At 77.3% G+C, this 21926-nt stretch carries 20 protein-coding genes and 1 rRNA gene; 3 read left to right on the top strand and 18 right to left on the bottom strand.

The genetic code is table 11. From position 1 onward, the window contains the following. The 8 genes from ACI78S_RS19140 to steA are packed head-to-tail and all read right to left on the bottom strand — an operon-like array spanning position 1 to position 10455. Entirely contained in the window at positions 1–600 is a 600-nt protein-coding gene (locus ACI78S_RS19140; RefSeq protein ID WP_456976254.1) for an NUDIX domain-containing protein, read from the bottom strand. After that, positions 600–2330: a CTP synthase gene (locus ACI78S_RS19135; protein WP_456976252.1), complete on the bottom strand. Its 1731-nt coding sequence runs from the start codon at positions 2328–2330 to the stop codon at positions 600–602. The genes ACI78S_RS19140 and ACI78S_RS19135 overlap by 1 nt, the downstream gene beginning before the upstream one ends. After that, positions 2323–4731: a hypothetical protein gene (locus tag ACI78S_RS19130; protein WP_456976250.1), complete on the bottom strand. Its 2409-nt coding sequence runs from the start codon at positions 4729–4731 to the stop codon at positions 2323–2325. The genes ACI78S_RS19135 and ACI78S_RS19130 overlap by 8 nt, the downstream gene beginning before the upstream one ends. After that, positions 4728–5855: a glycosyltransferase family 4 protein gene (locus tag ACI78S_RS19125; RefSeq protein WP_456976248.1), complete on the bottom strand. Its 1128-nt coding sequence runs from the start codon at positions 5853–5855 to the stop codon at positions 4728–4730. The genes ACI78S_RS19130 and ACI78S_RS19125 overlap by 4 nt, the downstream gene beginning before the upstream one ends. Continuing rightward, the gene (murJ, locus tag ACI78S_RS19120; protein WP_456976246.1) at positions 5848–7494 is read right to left on the bottom strand and encodes a murein biosynthesis integral membrane protein MurJ; all 1647 of its coding nucleotides are present in this window, start codon (positions 7492–7494) and stop codon (positions 5848–5850) included. The genes ACI78S_RS19125 and murJ overlap by 8 nt, the downstream gene beginning before the upstream one ends. After that, positions 7491–8327, bottom strand: coding sequence for a hypothetical protein (locus tag ACI78S_RS19115; protein ID WP_456976244.1), 837 nt, complete (start codon positions 8325–8327; stop codon positions 7491–7493). The genes murJ and ACI78S_RS19115 overlap by 4 nt, the downstream gene beginning before the upstream one ends. Beyond that, positions 8324–9271: a copper transporter gene (locus tag ACI78S_RS19110; RefSeq protein ID WP_456976243.1), complete on the bottom strand. Its 948-nt coding sequence runs from the start codon at positions 9269–9271 to the stop codon at positions 8324–8326. The genes ACI78S_RS19115 and ACI78S_RS19110 overlap by 4 nt, the downstream gene beginning before the upstream one ends. Next, positions 9268–10455, bottom strand: coding sequence for a putative cytokinetic ring protein SteA (gene steA, locus ACI78S_RS19105; protein ID WP_456976241.1), 1188 nt, complete (start codon positions 10453–10455; stop codon positions 9268–9270). The genes ACI78S_RS19110 and steA overlap by 4 nt, the downstream gene beginning before the upstream one ends. A gap of 380 nt (positions 10456–10835) precedes the next feature. Between steA and ACI78S_RS19100 the strand changes: the two genes are divergently transcribed. Then, on the top strand, positions 10836–11498 hold the full coding sequence (locus ACI78S_RS19100; protein WP_456976239.1) for a TetR/AcrR family transcriptional regulator: 663 nt from the start codon (positions 10836–10838) through the stop codon (positions 11496–11498). A 15-nt stretch (positions 11499–11513) separates the two neighbouring features. On the opposite strand, the gene ACI78S_RS19095 is transcribed toward ACI78S_RS19100, so the two are convergent. The 5 genes from ACI78S_RS19095 to ACI78S_RS19075 form a co-directional block, all read right to left on the bottom strand. Continuing rightward, positions 11514–12230 (bottom strand): methylase, encoded by a 717-nt coding sequence (locus ACI78S_RS19095; RefSeq protein ID WP_456976237.1) that lies wholly within the window; start codon positions 12228–12230, stop codon positions 11514–11516. 160 nt (positions 12231–12390) lie between these two features. Further along, the gene (gene recN / locus ACI78S_RS19090) at positions 12391–14169 is read right to left on the bottom strand and encodes a DNA repair protein RecN (protein ID WP_456976235.1); all 1779 of its coding nucleotides are present in this window, start codon (positions 14167–14169) and stop codon (positions 12391–12393) included. After that, positions 14147–15175 carry an NAD kinase gene (locus ACI78S_RS19085; protein ID WP_456976233.1) on the bottom strand — a complete coding sequence of 343 codons (1029 nt, stop codon included), beginning with the start codon at positions 15173–15175 and terminating at the stop codon, positions 14147–14149. The genes recN and ACI78S_RS19085 overlap by 23 nt, the downstream gene beginning before the upstream one ends. Continuing rightward, positions 15172–15984, bottom strand: a complete 813-nt coding sequence (locus ACI78S_RS19080) for a TlyA family RNA methyltransferase (protein WP_456976231.1) — start codon at positions 15982–15984, stop codon at positions 15172–15174. Before ACI78S_RS19080 ends, ACI78S_RS19085 begins: the two co-directional genes overlap by 4 nt. Next, positions 15984–16157, bottom strand: coding sequence for a hypothetical protein (locus ACI78S_RS19075; RefSeq protein ID WP_456976229.1), 174 nt, complete (start codon positions 16155–16157; stop codon positions 15984–15986). The genes ACI78S_RS19080 and ACI78S_RS19075 overlap by 1 nt, the downstream gene beginning before the upstream one ends. 117 nt (positions 16158–16274) lie before the next feature. On the opposite strand from ACI78S_RS19075, the gene ACI78S_RS19070 reads away from it, so the two are divergent. Beyond that, positions 16275–16604: a sterol-binding protein gene (locus ACI78S_RS19070; RefSeq protein WP_456976397.1), complete on the top strand. Its 330-nt coding sequence runs from the start codon at positions 16275–16277 to the stop codon at positions 16602–16604. Positions 16605–16609: 5 nt separating this feature from the next. Here ACI78S_RS19070 and ACI78S_RS19065 read toward each other — a convergent pair whose 3' ends face one another. Continuing rightward, the gene (locus tag ACI78S_RS19065) at positions 16610–17701 is read right to left on the bottom strand and encodes an HAD-IIA family hydrolase (protein WP_456976227.1); all 1092 of its coding nucleotides are present in this window, start codon (positions 17699–17701) and stop codon (positions 16610–16612) included. After that, positions 17698–18093 (bottom strand): tetratricopeptide repeat protein, encoded by a 396-nt coding sequence (locus ACI78S_RS19060; protein WP_456976225.1) that lies wholly within the window; start codon positions 18091–18093, stop codon positions 17698–17700. Before ACI78S_RS19060 ends, ACI78S_RS19065 begins: the two co-directional genes overlap by 4 nt. Positions 18094–18202: 109 nt before the next feature. On the opposite strand from ACI78S_RS19060, the gene ACI78S_RS19055 reads away from it, so the two are divergent. Beyond that, complete coding sequence (locus tag ACI78S_RS19055; RefSeq protein ID WP_456976223.1) at positions 18203–19504, top strand: DUF1015 domain-containing protein; 1302 nt, start codon at positions 18203–18205, stop codon at positions 19502–19504. 3 nt (positions 19505–19507) lie between these two features. Here the strand turns inward: ACI78S_RS19055 and ACI78S_RS19050 are convergent, their stop codons facing one another. The 3 genes from ACI78S_RS19050 to rrf all read right to left on the bottom strand — a co-directional run bounded on the left by ACI78S_RS19050 (position 19508) and on the right by rrf (position 21917). Continuing rightward, positions 19508–19870, bottom strand: coding sequence for a single-stranded DNA-binding protein (locus ACI78S_RS19050; RefSeq protein WP_456976221.1), 363 nt, complete (start codon positions 19868–19870; stop codon positions 19508–19510). Between the two features lie 101 nt (positions 19871–19971). Further along, positions 19972–20847 (bottom strand): tetratricopeptide repeat protein, encoded by an 876-nt coding sequence (locus ACI78S_RS19045; protein WP_456976219.1) that lies wholly within the window; start codon positions 20845–20847, stop codon positions 19972–19974. Between the two features lie 953 nt (positions 20848–21800). Continuing rightward, positions 21801–21917: ribosomal RNA gene (gene rrf / locus ACI78S_RS19040) — 5S ribosomal RNA — on the bottom strand. Positions 21918–21926 lie beyond the last annotated feature (9 nt).

Raw genomic sequence — 21926 nt, 5'->3', positions numbered from 1 at the left:
CTACGCCGCGTCGCCGGGGCGCAGCGGCGCGGACGTCGCCCGCGCCCGGGCGGCGGCGAGGATGCCGATCACCGCCGACGCGTTCCGGATGCCGCCGCCGAGGACCCGCGCGACGGCCTCGTCGAGCGGCACCCGCTCGACGGTCATGTCCAGCTCCTCGTGCTCGACGGTGAACCCCTCCGGCCGGTCCACCTCCGACAGCCCCTCGGCCAGGTAGATGAGCACCTGCTCGTCGCAGAACCCGGGGGTGCTGAACGAGTTGACGAGCAGCGACCACCGCTCGGCGGCCAGCCCGGCCTCCTCGGCCAGCTCGCGCTTGGCCGTCTCCAGCGGCGGCTCGCCGTCGGCGTCGCGCAGGCCGGCCGGCAGCTCCCAGAGGTAGCCGCGCACGGGGTGGCGGTACTGGCGCACCATCACCACGCGGTCCTCGTCGTCGACCGCGGCGACGCAGACGGCACCGATGTGCCGGACGACCTCGCGGACGCTGTCGCCGCCCCCGGGCATGGCGACCGTGTCACGGGCCAGCCGGAAGATCCGCCCCTCGTACACCGACTCGGTCCCGAGGACCTCGTACTCGCCCGGCCGTGCGGGCTCCACCATCAGATGCCGACCTTCTCGGCCTCGTCGACGGGCACCGGCAGACGGGCGGACTCGGCGTAGTCGATGGCGGCGCGGACGAAGGCGCGGAACAGCGGGTGCGGCCGGGTCGGCCGGCTCTTCAGCTCCGGGTGCGCCTGGGTGCCCACGAAGAACGGGTGCACCTCGCGCGGAAGCTCGGCGAACTCGACGAGCAGGCCGTCCGGCGAGGTGCCGGAGAAGACCAGCCCGGCCTCCGACAGCCGCTCCCGGTAGTCGTTGTTGACCTCGTAGCGGTGCCGGTGCCGCTCGGTGACGTCGGTGGCGCCGTAGGCCTCGGCGGCGACCGAGCCGCGCTGCAGCGCCGCCGGGTAGCTGCCCAGCCGCATGGTGCCGCCCATCCCCCGCTCGCCGGCGATCACGTCGACCTGGCTGGCCATGGTGGCGATGACGGCGTCGGGGGTCTCGGGGTCGAACTCGGCGGAGTTGGCCTTCTCCAGCCCGGCGACGTGGCGGGCGTACTCGATGACCATGCACTGCAGGCCGAGGCACAGGCCCAGCGTGGGGATGCCGTTGACCCGGGTGTGGCGGATCGCGCCCAGCTTGCCCTCGATGCCGCGCACCCCGAACCCGCCCGGGATGCACACGCCGTCGACGCCGGCCAGCGCCTTCTCGGCGCCCTCGGGGGTCTCGCAGTCGTCGGAGGGCACCCAGCGGATCTCCACCCGGTTGCGGTGGGCGAACCCGCCGGCGCGCAGCGCCTCGGTGACCGACAGGTAGGCGTCGGGCAGGTCGATGTACTTGCCGACCAGGGCGATGGTGACCGTCTGCTTGGGCTTGTGGACCCGGTCGAGCAGGTCGCCCCAGACGGTCCAGTCGACGTCGCGGAACGGCAGCCCCAGCCGGCGGACGACGTAGGCGTCGAGGCCCTCGCGGTGCAGCACCTTCGGGATGTCGTAGATCGACGGGGCGTCGGCGCAGGAGATGACGCCCTCGGCGTCGACGTCGCACATCAGGCTGATCTTGCGCTTGAGGCCGGTGCCGATCTCCCGGTCGGAGCGGCAGACCAGCGCGTCGGGCTGGATGCCGATGCTGCGCAGCGCGGCGACCGAGTGCTGGGTCGGCTTGGTCTTCAGCTCGCCCGACGGCGCGATGTAGGGCACCAGCGAGATGTGCAGGAAGAAGCAGTTGTCGCGGCCGATCTCGTGGCGGACCTGCCGCGCGGCCTCGAGGAACGGCAGCGACTCGATGTCGCCGACCGTGCCGCCGATCTCGGTGATGACGACGTCGACCCGCTCGCCGTCGGGCCCCCAGCTGTTGGCGCCGGCGAGGATGCGGGCCTTGATCTCGTTGGTGATGTGCGGGATGACCTGCACGGTGTCGCCGAGGTACTCGCCGCGGCGCTCCTTGGCGATCACGTCGGAGTAGACCTGGCCGGTGGTGACGTTGGCCCGGCCCGACAGGTCGGTGTCGAGGAACCGCTCGTAGTGGCCGATGTCGAGGTCGGTCTCGGCGCCGTCCTCGGTGACGAACACCTCGCCGTGCTGGAACGGGTTCATCGTCCCGGGATCGACGTTGAGGTACGGGTCCAGCTTCTGCATGGTGACCCGCAGGCCACGGCTGGACAGCAGCGCGCCGAGCGAGCTGGCGGTCAGCCCCTTGCCGAGCGAGGAGACGACACCGCCGGTGACGAAGACGAACTTCGTCGGCTGGGAGTTGTGCAGGAGGCCCTGCGAATACGACTGGTCACGCATTCCATGCGGTCGATCCACGGGAGACCACCGTAACACGGTCGGCCCCCTCGGCTCCCCCGTCGGGGGCGGTGCCGTCCGCGCCGCGCGGGCCCGCGGCCAGCCACACCAGCAGCGGCACGAGCAGCGCCGCGGCGGTGGCCGGCACGGCGACGCCGGAGTCGTTGACCGCGGCGCCCAGGGCCAGGCTGAGGGCGACGGCCAGCAGCCCCGCCCTCAGCGCGGCGGCGTCGGCCGGCGGCAGCCCGGACCGGCCGCCCCGCAGCAGCCCGCGGCGGCGGACCAGCCACGCCGCCGCCACCAGCGCCACCGGCAGCATCCAGGCCAGCGAGCTGCCGAGCAGGATGTCGAGGTTGGCCTGCGCCTTGCGGCTGATCACGGTCCACGCCTCGCCGGTGAGCACCTGGTCGACGAACCGGCCCAGGTGGCTGCGCTCGTCGGCCGGCCGCAGCCAGTCGAGGAACGCCACGGAGCCGACGACGACGACCGCCGCGCCCAGGACGGCCAGCAACCGCAGGACGGTGACCCGGGTGCGGGTGAGCAGCATGGCCAGCAGCAGGAACCCCGGCACCGAGGCGAGCACGCCGCCGAAGTCGCGGCCGAGCTGCGGCGCCCCGATCAGGCCGACGACGACGACCGTGCTCGCCAGCACCGTCGCGGCGACCACGAGCCGGGCCCGCTCCGGCCGCGCCCGCCGACCGGCGGCGGTGGCCACCGCCGCCGTCGCCAGCAGCGCTGTCGTCGAGACCAGCCCGAAGGTGAGGTTGCCGAAGCCGGTGAACCGGCCGGCCACGATCGCGTCGTAGCCGAGCAGTCCGTTCTGCTCCAGGTTCGACCCGGTGAGGACGTCGCCGACCAGGGTGGCCAGGGTGACGGCGACGACGACCAGGCCCGGGCCGAGCCGCCGGCGGTGCCAGGGGCCCACGGCGGCCAGCGCCACCACCAGCAGGTCGGCGGCGAGCACCGCCCCGAGCAGGGCCCAGCGCGGCGAGCCCGCGCGCTCCCACGGCGCGAGGTCGGCCAGGTAGGTGGCCACGGGCAGGGCGGCCGCGGCGAGGGCCAGGCCGCGCAGCAGCCGCCGCGCCCCGCCCCGCCGGGCCCCGCCGGCCGCGGCCGCGGGCACGGCGGCGGGGCGGCGCAGCCGGCCGACCCGCCAGCCGCCGAGCACGGCCAGCCCGAGGGCGACGAGGACGCCGTTGACCGCCACCAGCGACCAGAAGAACGCGCTGGTGCTGCGGTAGTGGACGCTCGCGGCGGTGCTCATCCGGTCCAGCTGCTCGACCGCCTCGGCCAGCGCCGGCCGCTCCCCCGCCGCCTGCATCGGCCGGCCGTTCACCGAGGCGGGCAGGTCGAGGCCGAGGGCCCGCAGCACGGTCGGGGCGACGTCGATGAGCTGCACGTACGGGGTGCGGCCGGTGCTGGCCGAGGTCAGCCAGGCCGGCTCGTCGAAGCCGGGCCCCGACACGATGGCCACGTGGAGCTGCGGGCGCCCGTCGTTGACCTCGGAGATGCCGGCGACGACCAGCAGGGTGGGCTCCTCCGACGCCTCCGCCGCCGCCCGCAGCTGCCCGACCGCGGCGTCGACGACGCCGAGGGCCTCGGCCCGGGGCACCGGGTCGGTGCCGGTGTCGGTGAGCTCGACGCCCGGTTCGCCGGCGTCGGTGAGCTCGTCGAGGCTGACGAGGGTGAGCGGGCAGGCGCTCAGCAGACCGGCGAGGGCGGCGGGATCGGCCGGCAGCTCGTCGGTGGTGCCCAGCGGGGTGTCCGGCGTGGCCACGGCCACCGTCGCGGCGCGGCCGACCACCGAGGCGCAGCCGACCTGCTCGCCCAGCAGCCCCGCCTCGGCGCCGAAGCGGGCGGTCGCCTCGTCCTCGGCGATCCGCCCCACCGTCGCCACCGGGTCGGCCAGCCCGAGGCCGGCCACCTGCTCCTGCAGGCCGCAGTGCGACAGCCGGGCGTCCACGGGCGGGTCGGCGGGCGCCCCCTCGTCGGGTGCGGCGTCGTCGGGCGCGGGTGCGCCGTCGGCGCCGTCGGGCAGCGGCGCGCTGGGCAGCGGGACCGGCGGGATCTCCTCGTCGGCGCCGGGGAACCGGGCGCGGTTGCCGGCGCCGAGGGTGGCCCAGCCGTCGAGCAGGCAGCTGGTGCCCCGGGCGGCGCGCACCGACAGCGCCCCGACCGACGACCCCCCGGCCAGCTCCCACAGCTGCGGGGTCCGCTCGGGGTCCAGGTCGCTCCACACCAGGCCGGGCACGCCGATGACGACCGCCCGCGCGGCCGGCGCGCCGGTCTCGTCCGCGGCGGCGGCCGGCCCGGCCGGCAGCCCCGGCAGCGCCCCCAGGACTGCGGCCAGGACTGCGGCCAGGACGGCAGCCAGGACGGCGAGGCGTCGGGCGGCGGCCCTCACGGCGCGGGGTCTCCGAGCAGCTCCCGGTAGACGGCCACGACCTGCCGGGCGGTGGCCGCCTCGTCGGGCCAGGTGGCCGCCTGCCGGGGCCCGGCGTCGGCCAGCTCCTTCGCGCGGACGGGGTCGGTGAGCACGCGCACGACCGCGTCGGCGAGCGCGCCGGCGTCGCCGACCGGCACGAACTCGGTGGCGGCGCCGAACAGCTCCGGCATGCCGCCGGCCCGGGTCGCGACCAGCGGCGTCCCGGCCCGCAGCGCCTCCTGCCCGGTGAACGGGCTGCCCTCCCAGCGCGAGGGCAGCACGCACAGGTCGGCGGCGGCGAGCAGGTCGGCGACGTCGTCGCGGCGGCCGAGCAGCCGGACCGGCAGCTGCCCGGCGGCGATCCGGCCGGCGAGCTCGTCGTGCAGCGGCCCGTCGCCGGCGACGGCCACCAGCGGGTCGACCCGGCCGCGCCAGCGCGCGGCGGCGTCCAGCAGGACGTCGTAGCCCTTCTGCGGGTGCAGCCGCCCGATGGCGACGACGAGCGGGCGGTCGTCGGCGACGCCGAGCTCGGCGCGCACCTCGGCGCGGGAGCGCTGCGCCGGCGGCCGCGGCGGGGCGATGGCCGGCGCCAGGCGCACGTCGCGGGCGCCCAGCCGGCGGGCGTTGGCGGCCAGGTCGCCGGAGACGGCGAGGACCAGGTCGGCGGCGCGCACGGTCACGCCCTCGAGCCGGCGCAGCAGCGCCTGCTTGGGGCCGGCGCCCTCCTGCAGGGCGTTGTGCAGCGTGAGCACCAGCGGGCGGCGGTCGCGGGCGGTGCGGCGGGCCAGCGCGGCCACCAGCCCGGCGCGCAGCCCGTGTGCGTGCACCAGGTCGGCGCCGGCGGCCGCGGCGCGCAGCTGCAGCACCGCGCGGGCGTCGGCGACCGGGTCGAGCCCCGCCGTGATGCCGACCGGCCGGAAGTCGGCGCCGGCCGCGGTGAAGCCGAACAGCTCCTCGGTGGCCGGTGCGCCGCAGACCCGCACGGCGGCGCCGGCCGCGACCAGCGGGCCGATCACCGCGCGCACGTGCGCGCCCACGCCGCCGGCGCTGGTGGCCAGGACCTCCACGAGGGAGCGGCCCGCCAGGGGCGAGCGGTCAGCCACCCTGCACCTCCGAACGACCCGGCACCTCCGGACGGACCGGCGCGCGCAACCCTCGCAGGGCGGCCGTGAGCGGCCCGCGTGCCGTACCCATGATGACCGCCCCGGCCACGAGCGCCACCACCGCGGCCACGACCACCCCGGCGCCCACGGCGGCCAGCAGCCCGCCGGTGGGCGCCGGGTCGACGTCGAGCAGCCGCGCGACCCCCAGCCCCGCCGCGCCGCCGAGGGCGGCCGCGAGCACGGCGGGCCCGCCGGTGCGCAGCACACCGGCGAGGGCCGGTCCCCCGGCCCGGCGCGCCACCACCACCAGCAGCGCCAGCCCGGCCACGGTCACCCCGACGCTGTGCCCGGCGGCCAGCGCCGGGCCGCGGTCCTCGGCCGGCAGCGCCCCCGCCAGGACGACGTCGGCGGCGACCGCGAGCAGCCAGCCGCCGACCACGCAGACGGTCGGCGCCTGCCACAGGCCGCGGGCGTAGAGGGCCCGGGTGAGCAGCGCGACCAGGCCGTAGCCCACGAGCCCGGGCGCGAAGGCCACGATCGTGTCCCGCAGGGCGGCGACGTCGGCCGGCGGGTCGTCGCTGAGGAAGACCCGGGCCATCGGCCCGGAGGCGGCGACCAGCACCGCGGCGGCCACCGCCGAGGCGACCACGACCAGCACCGCCACCGGCGCCAGCGACCGGCGGAAGCCCTCCTCGTCGCCGAGCTCGGCCCGCTCGGCCAGCCCGGGGTAGGCCGAGGTGGCCAGGGGGACGGCGAGCGCCGCCCACGGCACGAGGAAGACCGTCAGCCCGGCCGCGTACACGACCTGGGTGCCGTCGGGCGCGCCGTCGTTGGCCAGCCGGATCGCCACGGCGGCGACCAGCTGCTGACCGGCCAGGGTGAGCACGCCGGCCACCGCCAGCCGGCGCACCCGCGGCGCGGCACCGACCGGGAACCGCAGCGACGGGCGCAGGCCCAGCCGCAGCCGGCGGACCGGCACGAGCAGGCTGAGGCTGAGCGCGACGACGCCGAGCGTCGTCCCCACGCCGAGGACGAGCTCGGCCGGCGTGGACAGGTCGGCCGCCCGGGGGCTGCCGCCCATCCCGGCGAAGACCAGGTACGCGGTCGCGACGACGAGGCTGGACAGCAGCGGCGCCAGCGCCGGGCCGGCGAAGCGGCGGTGCGCCTGCAGCACGCCGGTGAGCACGATGCCGATGCCGTAGAGCACGACCTGCGGGGCGAACACCAGCAGGAAACGGGCGGCCAGGTCGACCTTGACCGCGTCGCCGTCCCCGCCGAGCAGCAGCCGGGCGATCGGCTCGGCGAGCACCGCGACCAGCACGGCCAGCGGGGTGAGCACCAGCAGCGTCCAGCCCAGCAGCGCCGACGCCGTGCGCCGGACCTGCTCGGCGTCGCCGGCGGCGATGCCGCCGGCGAGCATCGGCACCACCAGGCTGGCCAGCGCGCCGCCGGCGACGACCTCGAAGACGATGTTGGGCACGGTGTTGGCGGCCGTGTAGGTGTCGCCTGTGCTGTCGGCGCCGACGGCGTTGGTGAACACCAGCGTGCGGACGAAGCCGGCCAGCCGGGAGAGCACGGTGAGGACGGCGATCAGCGCCGCCGCCCCGGCGACCCCCTGCGCGACGCGGCGCGCGGTCACGGTGCCCGGCGGCCGAGCCGGTCCAGCTCCCGCAGCCCGGGGGTGGCCTCGATGACCTTCGTGAAGCTGACCTTCTCGCTGGCCAGGGTGAGCGCGACGACGGCGCCGAGCAGCCCGGCCCGGGTCCCGCGGCCCGGCAGCGCGGCCAGCCGCAGCCCCACGAGCGCGCCCAGGGCGTTGGCGCCGCAGTCGCCGAGCATCACCCGCTCGCCGAGGTCCTCCGGCAGCACCGCCAGCGTCGCCCCCAGCGGGCCGGCGACCAGCCCGCCGGCGGGGCCGCCCAGGGTCGCCGCGGTCGCCAGCGCGCCCGCCTTGCCGGCGCGGCCGGGCCGCAGGTCCAGCAGGTTGACCAGGTTCGCCGTCCCGGCGACCAGGCCGGTGGTGAGCACGGCGTCGGCCAGCGCGCCGCCCCCGCGCCCCCGCGACGTGAGCAGGGCGGCGACCGCGGCGGCCGCGCCGATGCCGGCCACCTTGACCGCGCCGGCGGAGACCCGTCCCTCCCGCAGCGCGCGCAGGTGCCCGGCCAGCCCCTTGTCCCGTGCCTGCTCCGGGCGCGCCCCGGCGAGGTCGTCGTAGCCGCCCACCGCCCCGGACACTCCGCCGACCAGCGCGGCGGCGGCCCGGTAGCCGGGCGGCGCGCCGAGCGCCGCCGTCGCCGTGGCGGCGGCGGCCAGGGCCGGGCCGCCGAGCAGGGTGACCGGGCGCCCGGCGTAGTTGGTGCGGCGCCACCCGGCGCCGGCCGGCCGGGCCGTCAGCGCCGCGGCGCCGGCCAGGGCGGCCCGGGCCGCCGCGGCGCCGGCCAGCGCCAGCGCCGTCCGCCGACGGGCCGTCACGGGGTGTCGGCCGGGACCGGCGGCACCGGCTGGGTGTCCTCCCCGGTGCCGTACTTGCCCGACGTGCCCTCGCCCTCGCGGCCGAGGGCGAGCACGGTGCTGACCTGGCCCTCGATGGTGTCGACGTTGTCGACTGTGGAGACCGCGGCCGAGGTCACGGGGTCGGCGCGCAGCACGCCGACCAGGCCGTTCTCGGCCGCGGCGGCGGTGTCCCCGGCGACGACGGCGCCGGACCCGGCCGCGTCGAGCGCGGCGGCGAGCTGGGTGAGGGTGGCGTTGCGCTGCTCGGCGTCCTCGCCCGCGAAGCCGCCCGCGGTGAGCACGACGGCGTAGTTGGCGGGGGTGACCGACGCGCTGTCCAGGGCGAGCACCTCGAGCGCCGACAGGCCGGCGAGCACCGAGGAGAGGTCGGCGGTGCTGGGGGCGGCCCCGGACGCCGGGACCATCAGCACCTGGCCGAGGACGGCCGCCACCAGCTGCCCGGCGTCGCCGTTGTCGGGCAGCTGGACCCCCGCCGGCAGTCCGCCGCCGGTCACGTAGTTCTCCAGGCTCGAGGCGGTGGACGGGTCGGTGTACTCCGGCAGCAGCCGCAGCGTGCCGCTGACGCTGCCGCCGGCCTCGCCGATGAGCGCGGTGACCTCCTCGACGGTGTCGGTGGGGACCTGCTCGTTGGTGACGACCAGGACGACGCTGCGGCCGGCGAGGGCGCCGTCGACCAGGGACGGCGCGACGGCGGCGGTGAAGGCGTCGCCGGTCTCCTGCTGGGCCTGCAGCTGCTGGGTGGAGTCCTCGAGTGCGCGCTTGTCCTGCTCGAGGGCGGAGACCTGGCCGCGGAGGTCGTCGAGGATCGGGCCGTTGAGCTGCGTCGTGCCGATGACGATCCCGAGCGCGATGGCGAGGAAGACCGCGATCAGCGAGACGAGGTGGTAACGGAAGTCGATCACGAGAAGAGGTTCTCCAGCCAGAACACGAAGCTGTTCCATTGGTCGACCAGCAGGTCGATGTACACGCGGCCGGCCGAGGACACCCACAGGGCCGAGCCGATGGCGATGAACGCGGCGAGCACCAGCACGACGAGGGCGGCGGTGGAGATGCGGCTGCGGTAGAGCCGGCTCACGCCCTTGGCGTCCACGAGCTTGCCGCCGAGCCGCAGGCGGGTGAGGAAGGTCGAGGCCATGCCGCCGCGGCCCTTGTCGAGGAACTCGACCAGCGTGGCGTGGGTGCCGACGGCGACGATGAGCTTGGCGCCCTTCTCGTCGGCCAGGAGCATCGCGATGTCCTCGCTGGTGGCCGCCGCCGGGAAGGTGATCGCGTCGACGCCGAGGTCCTGCACGCGGGCCAGCCCCGGCGCCCGGCCGTCGGCGTAGGCGTGCACGACGACCTCGGCGCCGGAGCGCAGCACGTCGTCGCTCACCGAGTCCATGTCGCCGATGATCATGTCCGGCTGGTAGCCGGCCTCCTTGAGCGCGTCGGCGCCGCCGTCGACGCCGATGAGCACCGGCCGGTAGTCGCGGATGTAGGACCGCAGCGCCGCGAGGTCCTCCTTGTAGTCGTAGCCGCGGACGACGACCAGCACGTGCCGGCCCTCGATCTGCGTCTCGACGTCGGGGACGCCGACCCCGTCGAGCAGGAGCGCCCGCTCCCGCTTCATGTACTCCATGGTGTTGGCGGCGAAGGCCTCCAGCTGCGTCGACAGCCCGGCCTTGGCCTCGGCCATCGCCCGCGCCACGGAGTCGGCGTCGTGGGCGGCGCCCTTGGCCAGGACGTCGCCGTCGTCGGTGTAGAGGGTGTCGCCGTCGAGGCGGACCCGCGCGCCCTCCTTGACCTTCGCGAACACCTCCTTGCCGACCGAGTCGACGAGGGGGATGCCGGCCGAGACCAGGATCTCGGGGCCGAGGTTCGGGTAGCGGCCGGAGATGCTGGGCGCGGCGTTGACCACCGCGGCCACCTTGGCGGCGACCAGCGAGTCGGCGCTGACGCGGTCGATGTCCTGGTGGTCGATGACCGCGATGTCGCCGGGCCGCAGCCGCTTGGTGAGGTTCTTCGTGCGGCGGTCCAGGCGGACGGTCCCGGTCACCCCAGGCGCCGCCTCCTGGGCCCGGCCGCGTCGCAGGGTGCCGATGCGCATGACCTTCATGCTGTCACGCGGCGGGCGGCGGGCCTCCGTCCGACGCGCGTTGGCGATCTCTCAGTTACCCACCGTGCGCGACACCGGGGAAGTGCGACACGCCAGCGACGCTGCTTCCTCAGGACCGTTACCGAACTGTGTCTAGCGTGGCCCGCGTGACTCCTGGGACGTCAGCGGTGAGCCCTGCAGCGACCGTCCCCGGCCCCCGGGCCGACGTGGGGCCGCCTCCGGCGGAGGCGGTCGTCCGCGCGGTCCCGGACGGACCACGGCGCGCCGGAGCGGGCGCGGCCGGCGATCCCGCGTCAGCGGCCCCTGCCCCCGGCGCCGACGCGGGACCTCCGGACAGGCCCGCCGCACCGGACGGCCCGGCGCCCGAGGGCGTGTCCGCCCCCCGCGGTAGGCGGAGACTGCGGGGGGCGGGCATCCGGGAGCGCCGCCGGCAGCAGACCCGGGCCCGGATCGTCGACGCCGCCGCCGAGCTGTTCGCCGAGCGCGGCTTCGACGCGGTCAGCGTGGTGGAGATCGCCCAGCGCGCCGGCGTGGTCGAGAAGACGGTGTTCAACCACTTCCCGGTCAAGGAGGGGCTGGTCTTCGAGGCCGACCCGCCGATGCGCGCGGCCCTGCTCGACGCCGTCCGCGGCCGGCCGGCCGGCGAGTCGGTGGCCGCGGCCGCCGGCAGCTTCGTCGTCGCCGCGGTGAGCGTGCTCGGTTCCCCGGAGGCCGCCGCCGGGGTGGCGGAGATGGCGCGGATCATCCGCGGCAGCCGCACGCTGCAGGTGCGCGAGCGCGAGATCCTCGACTCGCTGACCACCGCGCTGGGCGACCTCGTGGCCGAGGAGACCCGCGCGGCGCCCGGCGCGCTCGAGCCGTGGCTGACCGCGCACGCCGTCGTCGGCCTCTACGCCGCGCTGCTGGACCTGGCCCGCGACCGCGTGCTGGCCGGGGTGTCCGGCCCGCAGCTGACCGCCGAGCTGCGGGCCCGCGGCGAGCGCGGGCTGGCGCTGCTGCAGTTCGGCCTGGCCGGCTACGCCAAGCGCCGGTAGCCGCCCACCCGGCGCTCAGCCGGGGATCTGCAGGGCGCGCAGCAGCTGGGTGGCCCGGTCGCCGGGGATGTCGGGGTCCTGCGTGAACAGGGCGACGGCGACCATGTACTCGTCCTCGCCGCTCCAGCCGCGGCCGTCGGCGCAGATCCGCCGGATGTGCTCGCGCACCTTCGGCTCGCCGCTGTAGGGGCCGTAGTCCAGCCCCATGGCGAGGAAGTTGGCCACCCGGTAGCCGAGGTCGCCGGCGGTCGTGACGGTGCCGACGGGGTCGGAGTAGCTGGGGACGGCGACGACGAGGTTCTCGTAGCCGGCCTTGAGCAGCTGCAGCACGAGGTCGTTGCCGTGCACGCCGCCCCAGAGCTCGGGCATGAGGATGTCGCCGTCGGGCGCCGGGATGTACGGCGGGTTGGCGATCACGGTGCTCACCCGGGGCGCGCCGCCCGAGCCGGCGAGCTCGAAGAAGTCGCCGAGCTCGACGGTGTACCGGTCGGCGACGCCGCGCTCGGCGATGTTGCGCCGGGCCTTCTCCAGCGACTCCGCGCTGATGTCGTAGCTGCGCACCCGCAGTCGGGGCAGGGAGCGGACGACGTCGGCGATCGCCGAGGCGTCCCCGGTGCCCAGCTCGACGACGCCCTCCTGCTCCCAGCGCAGCTGCTCGCGGTACTGGTCGAGGAGCATGCAGACGGAGAACCCGTAGTGCGCCGACTCGTCGGCCGAGGAGAAGCAGCTCACCGGGCGGCGCCCGGGGCCCGGCAGGACCCTGCCGCGGGGACGGGAGCGGGGGCGGGCCCGACGGTGGGCCGGTCGAGGAGACGCACGAGGTCGGCCCTACCCCGCAGGTCAGCGCTTTACGCGGCGCGTCACCCGGTGGTGCGCGGTGTTTCCCCGGTGATCACCCGCGAGCCTGAGCCGCGACGGCCAGCAGTTCCCGCGCGTGCGCCTGCCCGGTGTCGCTGTCGGCCAGGCCCGAGAGCATGCGGGCGAGCTCGCGCACCCGGTCCTCGCCCTCGACGGCGCGGATGTCGGTGGCGGTGACCCCGGCGCCGGTGTCGGGCGACTTGTCGACCACCAGGTGGGTGTCGGCGAACGCCGCGACCTGCGCCAGGTGGGTGACGACGACGACCTGGTGGTCGCCGGCGAGGCGGGCCAGCCGGCGGCCGATCTCGCCGGCCGCCTGCCCGCCGACGCCGGCGTCGACCTCGTCGAAGACCATGACCGGCACCGGGTCGGCGCCGGCGAAGACCACCTCGATGGCGAGCATGACGCGGGAGAGCTCACCGCCGGAGGCGCCCTTGTGCACCGGCCGGGGTGGCGCGCCGGGGTGCGGGGCGAGCAGGAGGGCGACCTCGTCGAGGCCCTCGGGCCCGGGCTCGTCGGCGTCGGTCTCGATGGAGAAGGAGACGCGGGCGCTCTTCATGGCCAGGCCGGCCAGCTCCCGGCCCACCTCGGCGGCGAACCCCTCGGCCGCGGAGCGGCGACCGTCGCTGACCTGCCGGCCGAGCTCGTCGACCTCGGCGCGGGCGGCGTCGCGCTCGGCGGCCAGCTTGTCGAGGGCCTCGTCGGAGACGTCGAGCTCGGACAGCCGCTGCCGGGCGTCCTCCGCCCACGCCAGCACGCCGGCCACGCCCTGGCCGACGTCGGCGTACTTGCGGACGAGGGCGGTGATCGCCGCCCGCCGGTCGAGGACCTCGGCCAGCCGGGCGGGGTCGGCGTCGAGGTCGGCGACGTACCCGGCCAGCTGCACGGAGACGTCGGAGACCACGGCGACGGCGTCGGCGAGGTCCTGCGCGAGCACGACGAGCGCGGGGTCGTCGGAGGCGGCGAGGGCGCGCTCGGCGATCGAGAGCGCGGCGGTGGCGTCCTGCGGCGCCTCTCCCCCGCCGAAGTCGCCGGTGACGTCGCCGACGAGGGCCAGCCGGGCCTCGTCCGCGGCGGCCCGGAGCGCGTCGGCGTCGCCGAGCCGCTTGGCCTGGGCGTCGAGCGCCTCGTCCTCCCCCGGCTCGGGGGCGACCGCGGCGATCTCCTCCAGCCCGTGGCGCAGCACGTCGGCGGCCTGGGCCAGCTCCCGGGCCTGGGTGCGCCGGCGCTCGAGGTCGGCGGCGAGCTCGCGCCAGCGGGCGTAGGCGGCGCGGTAGCGCTCCAGCAGCTCGAGGTGGGCCGGGCCGGCGTAGCGGTCGAGCGCCCGGCGCTGCTCGGCGGGGCGGGACAGCCGCAGCTGGTCGGTCTGGCCGTGCACGGCCAGCAGCCCCTCGGACAGCTCGGCGACGAGGCCGACCGGCACGCTGCGGCCGCCCAGGTGGGCCCGGGAGCGGCCCTCGGCGCTGACGGTGCGGGCGAGGATCAGGCTGCCGTCGTCGTCGGGCTCGGCGCCGGCCTCGGCGGCGCGCTCCCAGACCGGCGAGTCGGGCGGCAGCACCAGCCGGCCCTCGACGCCGGCCCGGCCGCCGGCGCGGACCCGGCCGGGGTCGGCCCGGCCGCCGAAGAGCAGGGTCAGGCCGGTCACCACCATGGTCTTGCCGGCGCCGGTCTCGCCGGTGACGACGGTGAGCCCCGGGCCGAGGTCGAGGGTGGCCTCGTCGATGGCGCCGAGGCCGCGGATGCGCAGCTCGGTCAGCGCGCCCAGCCGCCGGGCCGGCGCGGGGGCCGGCTCAGTCGTCCTCGTGCGCGGCACCGCCCACCTCCCCCGAGGCCGAGACGATGTCACGGGCGAGCACGTTGCGGGCGGGCGGCAGCTCGTGGCCGGGCCCCTCGTGGTGCTGGCGCGGCCGGGCGTCGCGGAAGCCGCGCACCGGCAGCCCGAACTTGGCCACCAGCCGGTCGCCGAAGCTGGCGGAGTGCACCCGGGCGATGCGCACCGACCGCTCGGCCCGGCGGACGTCGACCCGGCCGCCCTCGGGGACGTCGAGCACCCGGCGGCCGTCGGCGGAGACCCGGGCCCGGTTGCCGTCGACCGGGATGGACACGGTCAGCACCGAGTCGGGCGAGGTGACCAGCGGGCGGGCGAACAGCGCGTGCGCGTTGGTGGGCACCAGCAGCAGCGCCTCGACGTCGGGCCAGACCACCGGGCCGCCGGCCGAGAAGGCGTAGGCGGTGGACCCGGTCGGCGTGGAGCAGAGGACGCCGTCGCAGCCGAAGCTGGTGAGCGGCCGGCCGTCGATGGAGATGACGACGTCGAGCACGCGGGAGCGCACCGACTTCTCGATGGAGGCCTCGTTGAGCGCCCAGGTGCCGCCGACGGTGGTGCCGTCGCGGTCGAAGACGTCGACCTCGAGGGCCAGCCGCTTCTCGACGGCGTACTCGCAGCGCTCGATGGCCAGCAGCGTCTCCTCGACCGCCTCGGGCTCGGTCTCGGCGAGGAAGCCGACCCGGCCCAGGTTGACGCCCATCAGCGCGGCGTGGGTGTAGCGGGCCAGCTCGGCGGCGCGCAGGAAGGTGCCGTCGCCGCCGAAGACCATGACGATCTCGGCGCCGCGGGCGGCCTCGGCGTCGGCGGGCACGACCTCGGCGCCGTCGATGGCCAGGGCCTCGGCCTCGTCGTCGAGGACGCGGACGGTGATGCCGCCCTTCTGCAGCCGGGCGGCGGAGCGCTGGGCGAGCTCGAGGATGTCCTGCCGGCCGGTGTGGACGGCGAACAGCACGTGCCGCCCCCGGGCGGGGGTCCAGCCGGTCTCGGTCACTGCGGGCCCTCCTGGACGGCTCGTCGGACGTCGTCCTCCCCGATCGGTCCGGCCCCGATCGATCCGGCATCGCGGCGCAGCCAGAGGAAGAACTCCACGTTGCCCGCCGGGCCGGGCAGCGGGCTGGCGACCACGCCGGCCGTTCCCCAGCCGAGCGCGGCGGCGGCGCCGGCCACGTCGACGACGGCGGCGACGCGGTGCTCCGGGTCGCGGACGACGCCGCCGGCGCCGAGCCGCTCGCGGCCGACCTCGAACTGCGGCTTGACCATGGGCAGCAGGTCGGCGTCGGGGCGGGCGCAGGCGGTGAGCGCCGGCAGGACCAGGCGCAGCGAGATGAACGACAGGTCGGCGACGACGAGGTCGACGGTGCCGCCGATCGCCTCGGGCGTGAGCGTGCGGACGTTGGTGCGCTCGTGCACGTGGACCCGCTCGTCGGTGCGCAGCGACCAGGCCAGCTCGCCGTAGCCGACGTCGACGGCCACGACCTCGGCGGCGCCGCGGCGCAGCAGGACCTCGGTGAAGCCGCCGGTGGAGGCGCCGGCGTCGAGGGCGCGGCGGCCCGCGACCGGCACCGGGAAGACGTCGAGGGCGCCGAGCAGCTTGTGCGCGCCGCGGGAGACCCAGGTGGGGGTGTCGGGGTCGGTGCGCACGACGACCGGGGTGCCCGCCTCCACGCCGGTGGCCGGCTTGGTGGCGGCGCGCCCGGCGACGGCGACCCGGCCCTCGGCGATGAGCGCGACGGCGTGCTCGCGCGAGCGGGCCAGGCCCCGGCGCACCAGCTCGGCGTCGAGTCGGCTGCGGCGCGGCATCAGAGCTGGTCGATCGTGCCGAGCTCGCGCGCGAGGCGGTCGTGCTCGGCCTCGAAGACCCCGACGTGCTCGGCCACCGGGCGCTCCGCCAGCTCGGCGAACCGGCCGGCGCCGCTCCCCTGGTCCGGCGTCGGGCGTTCCGCCCGGTCGTCGGGCGGGGTGGGCTCGGTCATGCCAGCGAGGTTACCGGCCGGGGACGACGGGCACCGGTGCCCAGCAGGGGGATACCGTGCCCCGACCCGGGCCGCCCGGGGACGACGTCGAGGGAGGGGCACCGCCGCGTGGCCACCATGGAGCAGTCGCTCGAGGCGCTGGACAAGATCCTCGGGCCGCTGGCGGCGAACCCGGCCGCCGCCGACCTGGACCGCAGCCTGTCCTGCCGGCTCACCGACCTGCAGCAGGTCGTCCTCGGCCGGCTCCGCGACCGGGAGGTGCAGGACGTGCGCCCCGTGCCGGACGGCCCGTCGGTGCCCAAGGCCGACATCCGCCTGACCATGACCAGCGACGACCTGGTCGCCCTGACCGACGGCCGGCTGTCCTTCGGCCCGGCGTGGGCGTCGGGCCGGGTGAAGCTCGAGGCGGGGTTCCGCGACCTGCTGCGGCTGCGCAAGCTGCTCTGAACCCGTCAGGCCGGCGGCAGGCGCCAGCCGGCCAGCGCCCGGCGGGCCGCCTCGTCGGCCCCGACCACCCGCGGCGCGCCGCCGACGTCCGGGGCGGCCGCCCAGCGGGCCACGCACAGCGCCCGCAGCCCGTCGAGGCCGTCGTCGGAGCCGTCGTCGCCCGGGGCCGGCGGCGCGGTTCGCCGGAGCACCAGGCTGCCGCCGTCGTCGTGCGCCGCCGCCCAGGCGCCGCACCGCCACCCCGCGCCGTCCGCGGTCACCGGCGGGTGGGCGACCAGCAGGCCGGCGACGTCGTGCGCGATGAGATCGGGCCGCTGGTCGGGGCGGGCGGCGAGCAGCGTGGCCGCGTCGGTGACGCCGGTGAACACCAGCAGGCTCGCGGCGCCGGCCCGGCGGGCGCCCTCGATGTCGGTGTCGAGCCGGTCGCCGACCACCAGGGGGCGTCCGGCATTCGTGCGGCGGACGCACTCGGCGTGCATGGCCGGATCGGGCTTCCCGGTGACCAGCGGCTCCTGGCCGGTCACGCCGCGGACCACGCCGACCATGGCGCCGTTGCCGGGCAGCGGCCCGCGGGGCGACGGGATGGTGGCGTCGGTGTTGGTGGCCACGTGCCGCGCCCCGTTGCGGATCGCGACGACGGCCTCGGCCAGCTGGCCCCAGCCGACCTCGCGGCCGTAGCCCTGCACGACCGCCTCCGGGGCGTCCTCGGCGCCCGACACGACGGTGAGCCCCGCGGCGCGCAGGGCGGTCGCGACGCCCGGCCCGCCGACGGGCAGCACGCGGGCACCGGGGCCGAACCGCTCGGCGACCACGCTGGCCGCCGCCTGGGAGCTCGTGATCACGTCGGCCGGCTCGGCCGGGACCCCCAGCTCGGTGAGGTGGTCGGCCACCTCGGCCGGTGGTCGGGCGGCGTTGTTGGTGACGAAGCCCAGCCGCATGCCCGCCCGGCGGGCCGCGGCGAGCGCGTCGGGGACGCCGGGGACCGCGTCGGGGCCGACGTACACCACGCCGTCGAGATCGAGCAGCGCGACGTCGAAGGCGGTGGCCGGGGGCCGCACGCATCCCCGGGCCAGGGACGGCACCTCGCGGCCGCTCACGCCGACTCCCCGGCGCGGCGGGCGCGGACTCCGCGCAGCGCCCGCGAGTAGTGCCCGAGGTCGGGGCGCATGGCCACGGCCAGCGCGAGGTGCTCGGCGGCCAGCGTCAGGTTGCCGGCACGGCTGGCGGCCAGCCCGAGCCCGAAGTGCGCGTAGTCGTCGGTCGGGTTGACCGCGATGATCTCGGTGAACGAGGCGATCGCCTCGTCGTACCGACCGGCGTCGTACTGCGCCCGGGCCAGCGCCTCCAGCACGCTGCGGGAGGCGGGCTCGGCCTCCGCGGCGCGGCCGAGGATCGTGGCCGCGGCCGCCGGGTCGCCGTTGTTGAGCAGCTGCAGCCCACGCTGGTACCACTCGTAGACGCCGCCCTCCGGGGAGCCTTCCTCGGACACCGCTGCCCCTTCCGCGTCGCCCTCCCCTCCGCGGCGCGCCGCGGCCGGTGCCCGTGCGGGACCGGTGGCGGCGGCGAGCCGGTGGCGGGGCGCTCCTACGATCACCGTCGTGTTCTCGTCGTCGGCGCAGGCCTCGTCGCTGCCGGCGACGGGGCTGGAGGTGCGGCCCTTCCGAGCCCTCACCTACCGGCGTCGAGACCCCGGGCACCTGGCCCGGGTGAGCTCGCCAGCCTACGACCTGGTCACCCCCAGTCGCCGGGAGCGCCTGGCCGAGACCGACCCGCACAACATCGTGCGCCTCATCCTCCCCCGCGTCGAACCCGGCAGCCCGGGCGCCGGCGGACCGCACCCGTCGGCGGAGCTGTCGGCCCGGACGCTGCGCGACTGGCGGGCCGCCGGCGTGCTCGAGCGCGACGAGCGACCCGCCCTCTGGCGCTACGAGATGCGGCCGGCGAGCGGCGCACCGGCCACCGTGGGCTGGCTCGGCGCGGTCGCCCTCCCGGAGCCCGGCTCGCGGGCGGTCCTGCCGCACGAGGACACCTACCCCGTGGCCGTCGAGGGCCGGCGTGCCCTGCTGGCCGCGACCCGGACCGACCTCGAGCCGATCGTGCTCGCCCACGACCCCGACACGGCCATCGCCGCGCTCACGCAGGCGGCGCAGCAGGGCGAGCCGACCCTGCGGCTCGACGACTCCGACGGCGTGTCGCACCGGCTGTGGCGGGTGTCGGACCCGGCGGCGCTCGCCGCGCTGGCGGCCGCCTTCGCCGGCGTGGGCGCCGTCATCGCCGACGGGCACCACCGGTTCGCCGCGGCCCAGGCGCACGCCCGCGGCGCCGGCGGGGGCGACGACGCGATCCTGGCGCTGCTGACGCCGATGGGCCCGGGCGGGCTGCGCGTGGAGGCGATCCACCGCGTCCTCCCCGACCTGCCGCTGGAGGCGGCTGCGGAACGGGCGGCCGCCGGCTTCCGGGTCACCGAGCTGCCGACCGACGGCGGATCGGCCGAGCCGCCCGCCCGTCGGTGGCTGGCCGACCCCGCCGCCGAGGGGTTCCTGCTCAGCGACGGGCAGCGGCTGGTGGAACTGCGGGACCCGTCGGAGCCCGTCCGGCGGGCGGTGCCGTCCGAGGCGCCCGCGGCGTGGCGGGGCCTGGACGTCGTCCTGGCGCACCACGGCCTGTTCGAGCGCCTCTGGGGGCGCCGGGACGACCCCGCGTCGGTCCTCGTGGCCCACGACGTGCCCGAGGCGCTGCGGACGGCCGGCGAACGCCGGGGCACCGCCGTCCTGCTCCGCGCGCCCTCGCCCGCGGACGTCGCCGCCGTGGCCCGGGCGGGTGCGCGGATGCCGCGGAAGTCGACGCTGTTCGTGCCGAAGCCCCGCACCGGGCTGGTCCTGCGACCGCACGCCGGCTGATCCTCAGGCGGTCCGGACGTCGGCCGCGGCCGTCGCCCGCGGCACCTTGCGCCCCTTGCGGCAGTTGACCTCGCACACGGAGGTCTTCGTGCCGCCGCCGGTGCGCCAGAACCGGCGCTGCAGCGCGCCCTCGACCTCCACCACGTCGCCGGGCTGCCACAGCGCCACGCGGCGCTGCAGGGCCCGGTCGTAGGTCACGCAGTTGAGGACGTCGACCGACCGCCCGCGGGCCCGGGGTTCGGGCCGGCGGACGATCAGCCGGAAGGTCACCAGCGCGTCCCCGCTGGGCAGGGTGCGCATCTCCGCGGGGGCGGACAGCCGACCCCGCAGCAGCACGTCGTTCCGATCGATCACAGCCACGCTCATGCCACAGAGCCTGGCCACCGGTCGGGCCGCGGCCCCGGCACGGCGGTGATCTGTGGACGCGCAGCGGTGCTGTGGACGTCCGACGCCGGTCCTGTCGGTGGTCAGTCCCCCGAGTCGCGGTCGGGCCGGGCCAGCGGGTGGTCCTCGCCGAGCAGCTCGGCGACCTCGGCCTCGATGTCGTCGCCGAGGTCGAGCTCGTCGTCCTCGTCGAGAGCCGGCAGCGGGACCGACAGCTCCTCCGCCGACGGTTCCTCGACCGCCGGCTCCTCGACCGCCGGCTCCTCGACCGCCGGCTCCTCGACCGGTTCCTCGGAGAACACGACCGCGGGGCCGTCGCCGAGGCCGGCGACGTCGTCGGGGTCGGCCTCGGCCACGGCCTCCCGCCAGACCGCGGCGCGCCCCTCGTCGCCCTGGTCGGCGAGCAGGTCGGCATAGGCGGCGGCCACCCGCAGGCGGCCCGGGTCGGCTCCGGTCAGCGATGCCGGGTCGGGACGACCGCCGAGCGCGTCCTCCAGCACCAGCCGGGCGGCGGCCGCCTCACCGAGATCACGTCGGGCGCCGGCCTCCACCAGGCGCAGCTCCACCCGCTCCTCGGCGTCCGGCGCGCCGGCGAGGGCCTCGGCCACCAGGCGCAGGGCCACCTCCGGTCGGCCGAGGGCTCGCTCGCAGTCGGCGAGGACGGCGCGGTACCCCTCGTCCCCGCTCATCCGCCGGTAGGCCCGCAGCTCACGGGCCGCCTCGGCGAAGTCTCCGGCGTGGTAGGCGGCCACGCCCACGGCCTCGCGCACGGCGGCGACGCGCGATGCCCGGTCGCGGGCGGCACGGGCGTGCTCGAGGGCCAGTTCGGGCTCCTCGTCGACGAGCGTCCCCGCCACGACGAGGTGGCGGGCGACGCGATCGGCGTTGCGGGGGTCGAGCCCGCGCAGCGCGGCGCGTACCGAGCCGTCCAGTTCCTTGGGGTCGGCCCAGTCCGGCACCTCGGGACCAGCCGGACGGGGCGGCTGGTCGGTGGGTCGCTGGGCACGACGGTCGTCCCCGGGACGCCGGTCGCGCCAGTCCTGCCGGCCTCGTCCACCGGCCGGGCGGTCGGTGCGGGACGACGGGGACCGCCGCCCCTCCCACTGCGGGCGGTCACCGGATCCCTGCTGCTCACCGCGGGGGCCGCCGGAGCGGCGCGGCCGGTCCTCTCCTGCCCGCCGGTCACGCCAGGAGTCCGCGCCGTCGCGAGGCCCAGCAGCGGGACGCCGGTCACGCCCCGCTCGCTCCCCCTCGGGACGGCGGTCGCGCCACGACGACCCCTCGCCGGGACGCCGGTCGCGCCACGACGACCCCTCGCCGGGACGCCGGTCGCGCCACGACGACCCCTCGCCGGGACGCCGGTCGCGCCACGACGATTCCTCGCCGGGACGCCGGTCCTGCCATGACGCCCGGCCGCTGCCGGCGCGCCGGTCCTGCCACTCGCTGCGCTGCGGTCGCTCGCCCCCGCGGGGACCACTGCCCCGCTCCCGTCCGCGCCCTTCGCCGGGACCGCCGGCGTTCCGCCGGTCGCCGCCGACGTCGCCGTCCGGCCGTCCCCGGTAGCCCCCGGCGGGCCGCTGCGGCCGGTCGCCCGCGCTCCACCGCGGCCGTTCGGTCCGCCCGCCGCGGCCCTCGGCGCCACCGGCCCGGCGACCGGACCCGCCGGAGCCGCTACCGCGGACCGGGCCGCCCCGTTGCTGGCGGCCGGCTCCGCCGCGGGATCCCCCAGCGGAGCCGCCACCGCGCGCCGGCCCTCCCCGCCGGGACGAGCCGCCGGATCCGCCTCGCGGAGCTGTCATGACGTCTGGGTACCTCACGCATCGGGGGCCTATTCGGGCTCGAGCCCATGGAGCCGGACACAAAGAGAACGGGGGCCGGAGCACCTGGCTCCGACCCCCGTTCTGGAAGGTATGTCCGGCGGCGTCCTACTCTCCCACCCCGTCTCCGGGGCAGTACCATCGGCGCTGAGAGGCTTAGCTTCCGGGTTCGGAATGGAACCGGGCGTTTCCCTCTCGCCATGGCCGCCGTAACGCTGTGA

This window comes from Geodermatophilus sp. SYSU D00815, assembly GCF_054050035.1.
This window is presented reverse-complemented; position numbering and strand designations above follow the sequence as displayed.

Bases quoted from the DNA above. Each gene is read 5' to 3' on its own strand.
- ACI78S_RS19080 (WP_456976231.1), bottom strand. From the start codon at position 15,984: ATGCCGCGCCGCAGCCGACTCGACGCCGAGCTGGTGCGCCGGGGCCTG.
- ACI78S_RS19140 (WP_456976254.1), bottom strand. From the start codon at position 600: ATGGTGGAGCCCGCACGGCCGGGCGAGTACGAGGTCCTCGGGACCGAG.
- ACI78S_RS19050 (WP_456976221.1), bottom strand. From the start codon at position 19,870: ATGAGCGTGGCTGTGATCGATCGGAACGACGTGCTGCTGCGGGGTCGG.
- ACI78S_RS19135 (WP_456976252.1), bottom strand. From the start codon at position 2,330: ATGCGTGACCAGTCGTATTCGCAGGGCCTCCTGCACAACTCCCAGCCG.
- ACI78S_RS19070 (WP_456976397.1), top strand. From the start codon at position 16,275: ATGGAGCAGTCGCTCGAGGCGCTGGACAAGATCCTCGGGCCGCTGGCG.
- steA (WP_456976241.1), bottom strand. From the start codon at position 10,455: ATGCGCATCGGCACCCTGCGACGCGGCCGGGCCCAGGAGGCGGCGCCT.
- ACI78S_RS19075 (WP_456976229.1), bottom strand. From the start codon at position 16,157: ATGACCGAGCCCACCCCGCCCGACGACCGGGCGGAACGCCCGACGCCG.